This window comes from Blautia intestinihominis, assembly GCF_040096655.1.
Lineage (GTDB): Bacteria > Bacillota > Clostridia > Lachnospirales > Lachnospiraceae > Blautia_A > Blautia_A intestinihominis.
Genome location: NZ_JBBMEI010000004.1, coordinates 56,998 through 70,266 on the forward strand (window position 1 = coordinate 56,998; position 13,269 = coordinate 70,266).

General features: G+C 45.8%; 12 protein-coding genes and 1 pseudogene. 12 read left to right on the forward strand and 1 reads right to left on the reverse strand.

The features are described from left to right. The first annotated feature begins 159 nt into the window (after window positions 1-159). The 9 genes from mtaB to WMO75_RS02565 all read left to right on the forward strand — a co-directional run bounded on the left by mtaB (window position 160) and on the right by WMO75_RS02565 (window position 7,215). Complete coding sequence (mtaB, locus tag WMO75_RS02525) at window positions 160-1,491, forward strand: tRNA (N(6)-L-threonylcarbamoyladenosine(37)-C(2))-methylthiotransferase MtaB (protein WP_349077544.1); 1,332 nt, start codon at window positions 160-162, stop codon at window positions 1,489-1,491. A gap of 36 nt (window positions 1,492-1,527) precedes the next feature. Next, the gene (locus WMO75_RS02530; protein ID WP_118251561.1) at window positions 1,528-1,800 is read left to right on the forward strand and encodes an IreB family regulatory phosphoprotein; all 273 of its coding nucleotides are present in this window, start codon (window positions 1,528-1,530) and stop codon (window positions 1,798-1,800) included. Window position 1,801: 1 nt separating this feature from the next. Beyond that, window positions 1,802-2,227 (forward strand): Holliday junction resolvase RuvX, encoded by a 426-nt coding sequence (gene ruvX, locus WMO75_RS02535; protein ID WP_173906609.1) that lies wholly within the window; start codon window positions 1,802-1,804, stop codon window positions 2,225-2,227. 10 nt (window positions 2,228-2,237) lie between these two features. Next, entirely contained in the window at window positions 2,238-2,495 is a 258-nt protein-coding gene (locus WMO75_RS02540; RefSeq protein WP_118251559.1) for a DUF1292 domain-containing protein, read from the forward strand. Window positions 2,496-2,940: 445 nt separating this feature from the next. Then, window positions 2,941-4,575, forward strand: coding sequence for a ribonuclease J (locus WMO75_RS02545; protein ID WP_349077563.1), 1,635 nt, complete (start codon window positions 2,941-2,943; stop codon window positions 4,573-4,575). Window positions 4,576-4,584: 9 nt separating this feature from the next. Continuing rightward, window positions 4,585-4,923, forward strand: coding sequence for a YlbF/YmcA family competence regulator (locus WMO75_RS02550; protein WP_022213527.1), 339 nt, complete (start codon window positions 4,585-4,587; stop codon window positions 4,921-4,923). A gap of 15 nt (window positions 4,924-4,938) precedes the next feature. Next, complete coding sequence (locus WMO75_RS02555) at window positions 4,939-5,340, forward strand: MltG/YceG/YrrL family protein (protein ID WP_022213526.1); 402 nt, start codon at window positions 4,939-4,941, stop codon at window positions 5,338-5,340. Next, the gene (locus tag WMO75_RS02560) at window positions 5,337-6,002 is read left to right on the forward strand and encodes an O-methyltransferase (RefSeq protein WP_022213525.1); all 666 of its coding nucleotides are present in this window, start codon (window positions 5,337-5,339) and stop codon (window positions 6,000-6,002) included. The genes WMO75_RS02555 and WMO75_RS02560 overlap by 4 nt, the downstream gene beginning before the upstream one ends. Further along, entirely contained in the window at window positions 5,989-7,215 is a 1,227-nt protein-coding gene (locus WMO75_RS02565; RefSeq protein ID WP_118251550.1) for a peptidase U32 family protein, read from the forward strand. The genes WMO75_RS02560 and WMO75_RS02565 overlap by 14 nt, the downstream gene beginning before the upstream one ends. Window positions 7,216-7,399: 184 nt before the next feature. Here WMO75_RS02565 and sigK read toward each other — a convergent pair whose 3' ends face one another. After that, window positions 7,400-8,026: an RNA polymerase sporulation sigma factor SigK gene (sigK, locus tag WMO75_RS02570; protein ID WP_118698130.1), complete on the reverse strand. Its 627-nt coding sequence runs from the start codon at window positions 8,024-8,026 to the stop codon at window positions 7,400-7,402. Between the two features lie 145 nt (window positions 8,027-8,171). On the opposite strand from sigK, the pseudogene WMO75_RS02575 reads away from it, so the two are divergent. From WMO75_RS02575 to WMO75_RS02585, 3 genes and pseudogenes are all read left to right on the forward strand, one after another. Further along, window positions 8,172-8,294: pseudogene (locus WMO75_RS02575) on the forward strand (ribokinase); the annotation flags it as partial. Window positions 8,295-8,473: 179 nt separating this feature from the next. Next, window positions 8,474-12,019, forward strand: a complete 3,546-nt coding sequence (locus tag WMO75_RS02580) for a DUF5717 family protein (protein ID WP_291582076.1) — start codon at window positions 8,474-8,476, stop codon at window positions 12,017-12,019. Then, window positions 12,016-13,266, forward strand: a complete 1,251-nt coding sequence (locus tag WMO75_RS02585) for a DUF5716 family protein (protein WP_291582074.1) — start codon at window positions 12,016-12,018, stop codon at window positions 13,264-13,266. Before WMO75_RS02580 ends, WMO75_RS02585 begins: the two co-directional genes overlap by 4 nt. Window positions 13,267-13,269 lie beyond the last annotated feature (3 nt).

Genomic DNA, 13,269 nt, shown 5'->3' on the forward strand with positions numbered 1-13,269 from the left:
TTGGCCAAGTTACTGTGAACAAAGTGAACAGTAACTCTTTCAAAAGTAATCTTACCTGTACCCCCTGAAAAAGTCAAGGGAAAATATAATGAAATTTCAATGAAAAACATAACAAAGTCTGAAAAAATAAAACAACTAAAAGAATGATCGAGGTAAAATATGAGTAAAAAAGTTGCCCTTCACAACCTGGGCTGCAAAGTAAATGCATACGAAGTAGAGGCCATGCAGCAGCTTCTGGAAAAAGCAGGATATGAGATCGTTCCTTTTGAAGAAGGGGCGGATATTTATCTGATCAATACCTGCACAGTCACCAATATCGCAGACCGTAAATCCAGACAGATGCTCCACAAAGCAAAAAAAATGAATCCGGATGCCATTGTCGTGGCAACAGGATGTTATGTCCAGACAGATACACAGAAACTGGAGGCGGACAGTGCTGTGGACCTGATCCTTGGAAACAACCAGAAAAAACAGATCGTAGAAGCTCTCGAGGAATACGAAAAAGAACATGCCAAGAAGGTAAAAGTCATCGAGATCAACAAGACAAAGGAATACGAGGACCTTTCCATCGGTTACACTGCAGAACATGTGCGTGCCTATATCAAAGTTCAGGACGGATGCAACCAGTTCTGTACTTACTGCATCATCCCTTATGCAAGAGGCCGTGTACGCAGCAGAAAGATCGCAGAGGTCCTTGAGGAAGTACGTACTCTTGCAGCAAGAGGTTACAAAGAAGTTGTTCTTACCGGGATCCATCTGAGCTCCTATGGACTGGATTTCCCGAAGGAAGAAAGAGAAAGCCTCCTGTCACTGATCCAGGCAGTACATGAAGTGGATGGGATTGCCCGGATCCGTCTGGGATCACTGGAACCACGTATCATCACGGAAGAATTCATGGAGGGGATCTCCGCTCTTCCGAAGGTATGCCCGCATTTCCACCTTTCCCTGCAGAGCGGCTGTGACAAGACCCTCAAGAACATGAACCGCAGATACAGCGCACCGGAATATGCAGAGAAATGTGAGCTGATCCGCAGATTTTACCCGGCACCGGCACTGACAACAGATGTGATCGTAGGCTTCCCGATGGAGACAGAGGAAGATTTCGAAGATTCTTATGAATTTGTAAAAAATATTCATTTCTACGAGACACATATTTTTAAATATTCCAGAAGACAGGGAACCAAAGCCGCAGCTATGGATGGACAGCTTACAGAAGCAGTCAAGGCACAGCGAAGTGAAAAAATGCTGAAACTGCATGAGATTCGTGCAAAAGAATACGAAACCGCCATGATCGGCAGGACTCTGGAGCTGCTCCTTGAAGAAGAAGTGGAGATCGGCGGTAAAACCTATTTTATGGCACACAGCAAAGAATATGTACGTGCAGTCATCGAGAAGACAGATGCACACAAAGTCAACGATCTCGTAAAGGCAAAAGCAGTTGATTTTGCAGATGAGCATGTGCTTCTTGCAATTTGTGAAGATTTATATTAAAATAAAAAAGAAATCTTATTAAGGACGTGAGAGAAAATGGCAGAAAACAATTTAGGAAATACACAATATTTCAGAACCAAACCGGATCAGGAACTGGAAGTAAAGGAAGTCCTGGACCTGGTTTACAACGCAATGGATGAGAAGGGATATAATCCGGTCAATCAGATCGTAGGTTATATTATGTCCGGTGATCCGACTTACATCACCAGCCACAAAGGCGCCAGAAGCATGATCATGAAAGTTGAGAGAGATGAACTGGTAGAGGAACTGTTAAACGAGTATATCAAGAACAAATCCTGGGAACGTTAGTATGCGGATTCTTGGACTGGATTATGGATCTAAGACAGTCGGCGTGGCAGTCAGTGACCCTTTGGGACTGACTGCCCAAAGACTGGATACGATCTGGAGAAAACAGGAAAACAAGCTGCGTAAGACCCTTGCGAGCATTGAAGCTCTGGTAGAAGAATACGGTGTAGAGCGGATCGTGGTCGGTTATCCGAAGAACATGAATAACACCGTGGGGGAACGTGCAGAGAAAGCGCTGGAGTTTGGCGAGATGCTGAAGAGACGTATCGGGCTTGAGGTTGTCATGTGGGACGAAAGACTGACAACTGTAGAAGCAGATCGAACTCTCATGGAGGCGGGCGTGCGGAGAGAAAACCGTAAGCAGTATCTGGATGGACTTGCAGCAGTTTTTATTTTACAGGGATATCTTGATTCTCTGGTGATGAAATAAGGGTGACAAAATGGAAAAAATCAAATTTCAGTCTCCGGACGGAACAGTAGAAGAATTTTATATCGAAGAGCAGACGATGATAGGAGGAGTATCCTATCTTCTGGTATCAGACTCTATGGATGAGGAAGCAACTGCATATATCCTTAAGGATGTTTCCACAGGCACAGAGCCGGAAGCCTGCTATGAGATGGTAGAAGACGACGAAGAACTGCAGGCAGTTTATAAAGTTTTTGAGCAGATGCTTGATGACGTAGATCTTGAAATGTAAGCAAAATCAAAAATATAATCTGCAAGGCAAATTTGGAAGGAATGCCCACGGTATTCCTGCATTAGTGTGCACAAAATGCACGGAATAATATGGAGGTGCTTGATTGAAGAGTGAAAATAATGTAACTGAAAATACAGCCGAAGCAAAAGAAACTCAACGAAAATACAGTAGTTACGACAGAAGACCAAACGATAACAAAAGACCGACAAACAGAAAAAACAATTATCGTTACAATAAGCAGCAGAGAAATAACAGACACAACGACAAAAACAGCGACAGAAACGACAACAGAAATGACAAGACAGACAGAAGCGAGCGGAACAGCAGATCTAATTTCAGAAGCGGTCAGTCCAAAGCACCGGTAAAAGCTGCTCTCAAGGCACCTGCCAAAGTCCAGAACAGAAATACAGGCAAGCGAGGACGCAAGAGTGCTTCCAAACTCAAGATCATTCCGTTAGGCGGATTGGAGCAGATCGGAATGAACATCACCGCTTTTGAGTACGGTGACAGCATTGTGGTCGTAGACTGCGGTCTTTCCTTCCCGGAGGATGACATGCTCGGAATCGACCTTGTTATTCCGGATGTGACCTACCTTAAAGAAAATATTTCCAAGGTCAAGGGATTTGTGATCACACATGGACATGAGGACCATATCGGAGCCCTTCCTTATGTACTCAAGGAAGTTAATGTCCCGATCTATTCCACCAAACTGACACTGGGGCTGATCACAAACAAACTCAAAGAACACAATCTGGTGCGTTACACCAAGCTCAAGGAAGTAAAACACGGACAGGTCATCAACCTCGGTGATTTTGCGATCGAATTTATCAAGACAAACCACAGTATCCAGGATGCATCTGCCCTGGCAATCTATTCTCCGGCAGGAATTGTAGTCCATACAGGAGACTTCAAGGTTGACTATACACCGGTATTCGGAGATGCGATCGACCTGCAGCGTTTTGCTGAGATCGGCAAGAAGGGTGTCCTTGCCCTGATGTGCGACAGTACCAATGCAGAACGTCCGGGCTTCACAATGTCTGAGCGTACAGTTGGTAAAGTGTTTGACAGCCTTTTTAACGAACACAGAAGCGCAAGGATCATCATCGCGACATTTGCATCCAATGTAGACCGTGTACAGCAGATCATTAATACAGCATACCGCTTCGGACGTAAGGTAGCCGTAGAGGGACGCAGTATGGTCAATATCATTTCAGTGGCGTCTGAACTTGGCTATTTACGTATCCCGGAGAATACACTGATCGAGATCGACCAGGTCAAGAATTACCCGGATGATAAGGTAGTCCTGATCACGACAGGAAGCCAGGGTGAGTCCATGGCGGCTCTTTCCCGTATGGCTGCAAATATCCACAAGAAGATCACGATCAAGCCAAATGATACGATCATTTTCAGTTCCAACCCGATCCCTGGAAATGAGAAGGCAGTATCCAAGGTTATCAACGAGCTCTCCATGAAGGGTGCGAAGGTTATCTTCCAGGATGTCCACGTTTCCGGACATGCCTGCCAGGAAGAGATCAAACTGATCTATTCCCTTGTCAAACCGAGATATGCGATCCCGGTCCATGGAGAATATCGTCATCTGACAGCGCAGAAGCATGTTGTAGAGGATCTTGGGATCCCGAAAGAAAATATCTTTATCCTGGCATCCGGGAATGTTCTGGAGATGGATGAATACAGCGCAGAGGTGACAGGTTCCGTACACACAGGAGCGATCCTTGTCGACGGACTTGGTGTTGGTGATGTCGGAAACATCGTACTTCGTGACCGTCAGCATCTGGCTGAGGATGGAATCATGATCGTAGTCATGACACTGGAACGTCACAGCAATGTGGTTCTTGCAGGACCGGATATCGTGTCCAGAGGATTTGTCTATGTAAGGGAATCCGAGGATCTTATGGAACATGCTAAGGAAGTTGTGGAATCCGCACTGGATTCCTGCCTGGAACGAAATATCACCGACTGGGGCAAGATCAAGAATGTAGTAAAGGATGCACTCAGCGAGTTCCTCTGGAAACGTACCAAGAGAAGCCCGATGATTCTTCCGATCATCATGGAGGCATAAACAATACAGATGGAAACAGTAAACAGGAATATTCATGCGCTTCTGAATTCGATCCAGAAGTGCCAGGTATACAAAGATTTCAAGAAACAGGAAGCAATTCTGAACAAAAATCCGGAACTGGCGCAGAGAGTACAGCATTTTCGTGCTGAGAACTTCAAACTTCAGAATGAGGGAGATCCGGAGAATATCCTGGCAAAAGCAGAACAGCTTGCCAGAGAATCCGAGGAACTCCGCAGCTTTCCGGAAGTAAATGCCTATCTGGATGCAGAGCTTGCTCTGTGCAGGATGATGCAGAAAATCTGCAGGACACTGACAGACGGCATAGAGATGAATATTCCCCGGATCTAAGAAAGGAGAACCAATATGGGAGACACGAGAGACCGGATGGGGGCGGCCGGCGTAGCAGTGGCAGGAGGATTTTTTAAGATCGCACTGTATGTCTGCGTGGCAGTTCTGATCATCTGGATCGGTAAGGTCACATATCAGTTCGGCTATGACATTTTTAACCAGCATGCGATGAGCCCAGGAGAAGGGCAGGAAGTAACGGTTGTCATCAAGGAAGATGCGACCAGTTATGACATTGCGAAGACTCTCAAGAGCAAGGGCCTGATCGATAATGCGCTGGTGTTTGTGGTCCAGGAGAAACTGTCTAACTACAGTGGCAAGATGAGACCGGGAACCTACCTTCTCAGCACTGCCTATACACCGAACAGGATCATGGGAATCCTGGCAGGGGATGCAGAGCAGGAGGGAGTTACTTCGTGATCGTAGAGGAGAGAATGCGTGCATATATCAATTCTCTCGATACGGGCAATACACCATTTCTTGAAGAACTGGAACGTTTTGCCCTGGAGAATGAAGTTCCGATCATACGTAAAGAAATGCAGAGTTTCATGAAGGTACTGCTTGCGGTCAAACGGCCGATGCAGGTTTTGGAGGTGGGGACAGCCGTTGGCTTCTCCACACTTCTTATGTGTGAGTACGGACAGCCGGATATGCATATCACAACGATAGAAAACTATGAAAAGAGAATTCCCATCGCAAGAGAAAATTTCCGCAAAGCCGGAAAGGAACACAGGATCACTTTTCTGACAGGAGATGCAGGTGAGATCCTTCCGACACTTTTGGGACGATATGACCTGATTTTTATGGACGCAGCCAAGGGACAGTATATTCACTGGCTTCCAGATGTGGTACGTCTGCTTGCACCGGGAGGGATCCTTCTGTCGGATAACGTGCTTCAGGAGGGCGAACTGATCGAATCCCATTATCTGGTAGAGCGTAGAAACCGCACGATCTACAAAAGGATGCGGGAATATCTCTATGAACTGAAACACCATCCACAGCTTCTTACCAGCATCGTGCCGCTGGGGGACGGGATTTCACTTAGTGTAAAACAGGAAAGAGGAAATTATGAGAAAAATTGAATTACTGGTGCCGGCGAGCAGCCTTGAGGTCCTCAAGATCGCAGTCATCTTCGGCGCAGATGCAGTATATATCGGCGGTGAAGCCTTCGGTCTCCGCGCCAAAGCCAAGAACTTTTCCCATGAAGATATGGCAGAGGGGATCGCTTTTGCCCATGAGCATGGAGTGAAAGTTTATGTCACAGTGAATATTCTTGCACACAATGGAGACCTTCCGGGAGTCAGAGAATATCTTCAGGAACTCAAGGAATTAAAACCGGATGCACTTATCATCGCAGACCCGGGAATCTTTACCTATGCGCGTGAGATCTGCCCGGAGATCGAGTGCCATATCAGTACACAGGCAAACAATACAAACTATGAAACCTACAGATTCTGGTACCGCCTTGGAGCGAAGCGTGTTGTAACAGCGCGTGAGCTTTCCCTCAAGGAGATCCAGGAGATCCGTGCAAATATCCCGGATGACATGGAGATTGAAACTTTTGTTCACGGTGCCATGTGCATTTCCTATTCCGGACGCTGCCTGCTCAGCAACTATCTGGTAGGAAGAGATGCCAACCAGGGAGCCTGTACACATCCATGCCGCTGGAAATATTCCATCGTTGAGGAGAAACGCCCAGGCGAGTACATGCCAGTCTTTGAGAACGAGAGAGGAACCTACATCTTTAACTCAAAGGATCTGTGCATGGTAGAACACATGGATGATGTCCTGAACAGCGGTATCGACAGCCTCAAGATCGAGGGCCGCATGAAGACAGCTCTCTACGTAGCGACTGTTGCAAGAACCTACCGCAAGGCGATTGACGATTATCTGGAATCACCGGAGAAATACAAGGCAAACATGTCCTGGTATCAGGAGCAGATCTCAAACTGCACCTACCGTCAGTTTACGACAGGATTCTTCTACGGCAAGCCAGATGAGAATACGCAGATCTATGATAATAATACCTATGTTAAGGAATATACTTATCTTGGATATGCAGAGGAAGTTGATGAAAACGGCTTCGCACATATCACCCAGAGAAATAAATTTACTGTAGGTGAGACCATCGAGATCATGAAACCAGATGGCAGAAATATCGAAGCTACGGTGAAGGCGATCTATGATGAAGATGGAAATTCCGTCGAGAGCGCACCGCATCCGCAACAGAAACTCGCGGTGGATCTTGGAGTTGAAATTGAGAAATATGATCTCTTGAGAAGATCTGAAGCATAGGAGATTTTGAAGCTTTCAAACTGTAGAGTAAGCCCATGGCAAATGCTGTGGGCTTATTCTATGTTCTGAATTATGCGTCGATGCATCGGAACTGGAAGTTAGCATATTTTCCGATGTGGAAATCTGTTATGAATGTTGTTTTGTGCTTCGTTTATCTGAGCGGCTGTGAATGAGCTTTGTGTTATTATCTGTAGTTGAACAATTTCTTTAGCTTCTCCAACGCATTCTTCTCAATTCTAGACACATACGACCGGCTGATCCCGAGCTGTGTGGCAATCTCCCTCTGCGTCTGCTCCTCAATCCCAAACAACCCATACCTTAAACAAATAACCTGATACTCTTTCTCAGAAAGCGTATCTTTCAAAACAGAAAGCAAAAACCTGATATCCTCTCTTGTAGAATACTCCTCTACAATATCTACCGGCGGGCTTTCGATAATGTCGAGCAGGCTGATCTCATTTCCTTCTTTATCCGTCCCGATCGGTTCATGCAGCGAAATTTCCCTGGAATGTTTTTTCTTGGAGCGGAACATCATCAGAAGTTCATTATCAATACAGCGCGCAGCATAGGTGGAAAGCCTTGCGCAGCGTGTATGGTCGAATGTGGAAATTGCTTTGATAAGTCCAATAGTTCCTATAGAGATCAGATCTTCGAGGTCTTCCCCGGAGTTCTGATATTTTTTTGCAATGTGGGCGACCAGGCGGAGATTTCGTTCGATAAGAATGTTTTTTGCATCCAGATCCCCCTCCTGACAGCGGTGAAGATATATTTTTTCCTGAGCGGAAGTCAAAGGTTTCGAAAAAGTCTTCAAATATCCACCTCGAAAGGGGTGTTCCTTATAGTTTATGTCTGAGACAGGTTCTGCGTGCTTTTCCCACAAAAAGAATATAGAAGCTTTAGCCGCAGATATGCTATAATGGTACAAAAATAAATAACATGTGGGGCGTGCAAAACTTATGAAAGTATTAAATTTTGGTTCTTTGAACATCGATTATGTATATCAGGTAGAAAGCATTCTGATTCCGGGAGAGACACAGGCTTCTAAGGACCGACAGATTTTTTGCGGCGGCAAAAGTATCCGCGGTCGCAGTTTCCCGCCCCGGGGCAACCGCATCCATATCACTGCGTCAGGAAGTACTGGACAGGTAAGGACAGATAAGAACATCTGTCTTTTCTTGCGCAACAAACTGATGTAGTGTATAATACCGAGTATGTGAGCCAAAAATACAATTTTTAGGGATAAATCAGGTGAACCATATTGAAAAAACAGATTGAACAATTACTCAGCGGAAAATTCAAATACGATCAGCCGCAGCTCCTTTTTTCGAAGGAAAAGCTGTCTGTCACTCTGGAAGCGGGGAAGACGGCGCGGGGAGAACTGTATCTTGGAACCGAAGATAATGACAAGATCAAAGGATATATAACTTCATCCAACCGCAGGCTTGTGCCAGGAAACAGCCGTTTCTCAGGAACGACCGTGTGCATTCCATACGGAGCTGACGGAACCGGGATGCAGCCGGGAGAAGTATGCACAGGATGGCTGTGTGTAACTTCCAGTGTTGGAGAGTACAAGATCCCATTCTCAATTGAAGCGAAGCAGGGCGAAGAGCAGAATTTTCTGGAAGAGATCAAGGATATTGAAGCATTCAAAAAAATTGCAAAAGAAGATTTCAGAGGAGCATATCATCTTTTCAAGGATCCATCTTTTGCAGCAGTGATGGAGAATGCAGACGAGAAACAGAAAGCTTTATATGCAGGACTTTCAGCAGCTCCTGTTACATATCAGAATCTTGAAGAATTTCTGATCGGTCTTGGAGAGAAGGAACCGGTATCGGTTTCCCTCAAGACAACAGCGAATGAGTTTTATGGACTCCGTGAGCCGATCCAGGAATCTTTTGACATCCACAAGACAGGGTGGGGGCATCTCCGGCTTGAAATTGAGTCTACCGCAGATTTCCTGGAGCCGGAGAGACATGTGATCACAGAGGAAGATTTTATCGGAAGCAGCTGCCGTATCAATTATGTGGTCCGTACAGAAAAACTCAAAAAAGGAAACCAGCTCGGCGAGATCATCGTGAAGAGTCCGTATCAGGAACTTGTCTACCATGTGACTGCTTCCAGAGGAGCGCGCATCCGTATTGATCTTAATACAGAAGAAAAACGCCGCAAAGCAAGTCTGGTTCGTGATTATATTGATTACTGCGAAGAAAAAACAGATTTCAGGACCTGGGCGGAGAAGTCACACAGAACTCTGGAGAGACTTCACGAATCAGGAAATGAGTATCCGGAATACCGGCTGTTTGAAGCCTATCTTGCTTACCTGGAGGATAACCAGGCACTTGCGAAAGAAATTCTCAAGAACTATCAGAGTAAAGAATTTACCCGTGATGAACTGGAAGAAGCAGGAGTTTTCCTTTATCTGTGTACGCTGGTAGGCCTTTACAGAGACAAAGGGCAGGCGGTCCAGAAACTACAGAACTTTTTCCGTCAGAAATCTGACAGCTTCCAGCTTCTCTGGATCCTTCTCCAGTTAGATCCGACTTATCAGAAATCACCATCCATGGCACTCTTTATGATGGAAGAGCTGTATGAGAAAGGCTGTACCAGCCCGATCCTCTATCTGGAAGCATGGAACTGGATCAGTAAGGATATTTCCAATCTGCACAGACTTTCCCCTTTCTGGATGCAGGTGTTCCATTATGCCGGAAGGAAAGGTTTCCTCACGGAAGAACTGGTGATGCGCCTTGCTTATCTTTCCGGTTATGAAAAGAAATTTTATGGATGTCTGTACAAGGCACTGGCGGCAGGATATGAGAAATTTCCGTCCGACGATGTGCTGGAAGCAATCTGCAAATATGTGATGAAGGGAGATCCGCGTAAACCTGCATATTTCCGATGGTTTTCCCTTGCAGTACAGAGGGGGCTGCGTATCACGAGACTTTACGAATATTATATGGAAACAATGGATATTTCCTATCGCAGACAGCTTCCGAAACCGCTTCTGATGTATTTTGCCTATAATGATAATTCTCTGGGAGATTCAAGAAAAGCGTATGTCTATGCGAGTGTGATCACATATAAGGATAATGACCCGCAGACTTATGGAAACTATAAGGAAACCATGGAGCGTTTTGCACAGCGCAAGGCAGCAGACGGACAGATCGATGAGAATTACGCTGTACTTTATCAGGAATTTCTTCTTGGACCAAAGCAAAAAGAAGATGCTGACAAGATTTCAGGGAAACTTTTTACCAATCGTCTTTACTGTGATGACCGAAAGATCCGGGAAGTGATCGTCTGCCACAGTCAGCTTGCCACGCAGGAGGTTTATCCATGTGTGCAGGGTGTTGCATATCCACGGATCTATACAGAAGATGCTGTTCTTTTGTTTCGCGACGACAAACAGCGCTGCTATGCATCCACGGTACATTATAATATCAAAAAACTGATGAATGAATGTGATGCGCTGGAGAGGATCCTGAAGTGCGGTGTGGATGATACAGGTGTCCTTCTGCATTACTGTGAGAGTCATGAACTGAATGGAGAAAATCTGGAATATTTCCAGAAACTGGCAGAAGCAGAAGAATGTACTGAGGAATACAGGAATTCTGTGAGAAAACAGATCCTGGATTTTTATGCAGGTCATGTGAACGGAGCAGATCTGGACAGCTATCTGAGCAGACTGGACTATCGCAAATATATCAAAGCAGACCGCAAAGTGCTTCTGGAAGTTTTAATCTCCCGCAGGATGTTCCGCCAGGCAATGAGTATTGTCGAGGAGTTTGGCTATGAAGGGATCGAACTTGGAAGTCTCCTCAAACTCACCAGCAGGATGATCCTCAAGAGCGATATGGCAGAGGACGATGAACTCCTGGCACTGGCATCCGAGGTATACCGTGAGGGCAAATATGACGAGGTGATCCTGCATTACCTGATGCTGTATCGCTTCGGACCGGTCGGAGAACTGATCTCCATCTGGAAAAGTGCCCGTGGTTTTGAGATGGATACGTATGATCTGGAGGAAAGGATCCTGGAACTTTTGATCTTCACCGCGGATTACCGCAAAGAAGGAGAGGCAGTGCTCGAGTCCTATGTGAACCAGTCAGGCAGGGAGCGTCTGATCGGGGCTTATCTGACACAGGTAGCCTATGGCGTTTTTGTTAAGGAATATACCATGAGCCCATTTATACGGAGCAGACTGGAGTATGCTTATATGAATGGATGGCCGCTGAACCAGGTATGCAGACTGGCACTTCTGCAGGAAATTTCCAGGGAAAAAGATCCGAAGCCGGAATATGTAGGAATGGAGCAGAAGATCCTGGAGGAATGTGCGAGGGACAACCTTGTTTTTGGATTTTTCCGAAGACTTTCACCGGAACTTTTGAGTCCATATCAGTTGGATGACAAGACATTTGTAGAGTGTCATGCGCATCCGGGGGCAAGGGTTACTTTGTTCTATGCGCTGGATACCGGCCTTGGAAAAGAACTGGAATACAAGTGTGAGCCTTTAAGAGAAATTTACGAGGGGATTTTTGGCAGGACTTTTACTCTGTTTTATGGTGAAAATCTTCATTACTATTTCCAGATCGACAGAGAGCGGAGTACCAGAACAACAGCGGAGCGCGTCCTTAACATGAAAAAAATCGAGGGGATCTCCGGAAGCAAATACCAGCTTCTCAACCAGATGCTTTCTGACCGGAGACTGGACAAGAAGAAAGAAGTAAAGGACGGACTCAAGAGTTATCTCCGCCAGGAACAGTATGTCAAAGAAATGTTTACAATAGATAAGGAAAACGGAAAATGAACGAAACAAGAGATTTGATGATCGGGATCGATCTGGGTAAGGATTCTTCACAGCTTTGTTATTATGACCGAAAAGCAGAAGAACCACGTTCGCTTCCGGTAAAGGTGGGCAGCAGTCAGTATGAGGTGCCGACCTGCCTGTGCAGGAGAGTAGAGCAGAAAGACTACTGCATTGGCATCGAGGCAGAATATTTTGCAAGAGAAAAAGGCGGTTTTCTGGTAGAAGATATCTATGGTATCTCCAAAAGCCGTAAACCGGTCCAGGTAGCAGGCGAGGAGAAACAGCCCTGGGAGATCCTTGCATATTTCCTGAATGGAATGCTGAAGCTTACCGGAGTTGCTGATATCAACAGAAACATCCGCTGTCTGACTGTGACAATGGAATCGCTGGACGATATCCAGGTAGAAAACCTTCAGAAAGCAGGAGAAGAACTGGAGATCCAGAATACCAGCTTTATCATCATGGATCATGAAGAAAGCTTCTATTATTATATCATGACCCAGAAAACGGAGACCTGGAACAGAAGTGTCGGCTGGTACAGTTTCGACAAAAATCATGTGACCTTCCGCAAGATGGTCATGAATTCTAATGCGAAACCGATTCTGGTGAAACTGGAAGATCCGGTGGAAACTGATCTGAATGACAGCGATAATGAGCAGAGAGACGCAGATTTCTATACATTTGCCAAGAATACACTGGGATCGGAATTGTATTCCAGTATACAGATCGATGGTGAGGGATTTGACCAGGAATGGGCGCAGAAATCCGTCAAGCTGCTCTGCTATCAGAAGCGTAAAGTGTTCTATGGCAATAACCTTTTTGCAAAAGGAGCCTGTGCAGCAGGAGCAGAACGCTTCCTTACACGAAAACTTCGGGATTACCGCTATCTGAGCAGTTCCCTTGTCCTTAAAGATGTGGGGATGGACATGCGTGTTATGGGAGCGCAGGCATATTATCCACTGATTGAGGCAGGAAGAAACTGGTATGAATGCAGGGCAGAGTGTGAACTGATCCTTGACGGAACGGATGAGCTGATATTTGTCGCATCTGCGATGGGAGAAAGTGAGAAGAAATACATCGGCATGCGTCTTCCGGGGCTTCCGAAGCGTCCAAATAAGACTACCCGCCTTGATGTGAAACTGCAGTATATTTCTCAGGATGAATGCGAGATCATGGTAACGGATCTGGGGTTCGGTGAGATGTTCCCGTCAAGCGGCAAAGTATGGAAAGAAACAACCAGATGGTAAGGA

Excerpts from the sequence above, each read along its gene's own strand:
- WMO75_RS02530 (WP_118251561.1), top strand. The coding sequence starts at position 1,528 with ATGGCAGAAAACAATTTAGGAAATACACAATATTTCAGAACCAAACCG.
- WMO75_RS02585 (WP_291582074.1), top strand. The coding sequence starts at position 12,016 with ATGAACGAAACAAGAGATTTGATGATCGGGATCGATCTGGGTAAGGAT.
- mtaB (WP_349077544.1), top strand. The coding sequence starts at position 160 with ATGAGTAAAAAAGTTGCCCTTCACAACCTGGGCTGCAAAGTAAATGCA.
- ruvX (WP_173906609.1), top strand. The coding sequence starts at position 1,802 with ATGCGGATTCTTGGACTGGATTATGGATCTAAGACAGTCGGCGTGGCA.
- WMO75_RS02565 (WP_118251550.1), top strand. The coding sequence starts at position 5,989 with ATGAGAAAAATTGAATTACTGGTGCCGGCGAGCAGCCTTGAGGTCCTC.
- WMO75_RS02540 (WP_118251559.1), top strand. The coding sequence starts at position 2,238 with ATGGAAAAAATCAAATTTCAGTCTCCGGACGGAACAGTAGAAGAATTT.
- WMO75_RS02550 (WP_022213527.1), top strand. The coding sequence starts at position 4,585 with ATGGAAACAGTAAACAGGAATATTCATGCGCTTCTGAATTCGATCCAG.
- WMO75_RS02555 (WP_022213526.1), top strand. The coding sequence starts at position 4,939 with ATGGGAGACACGAGAGACCGGATGGGGGCGGCCGGCGTAGCAGTGGCA.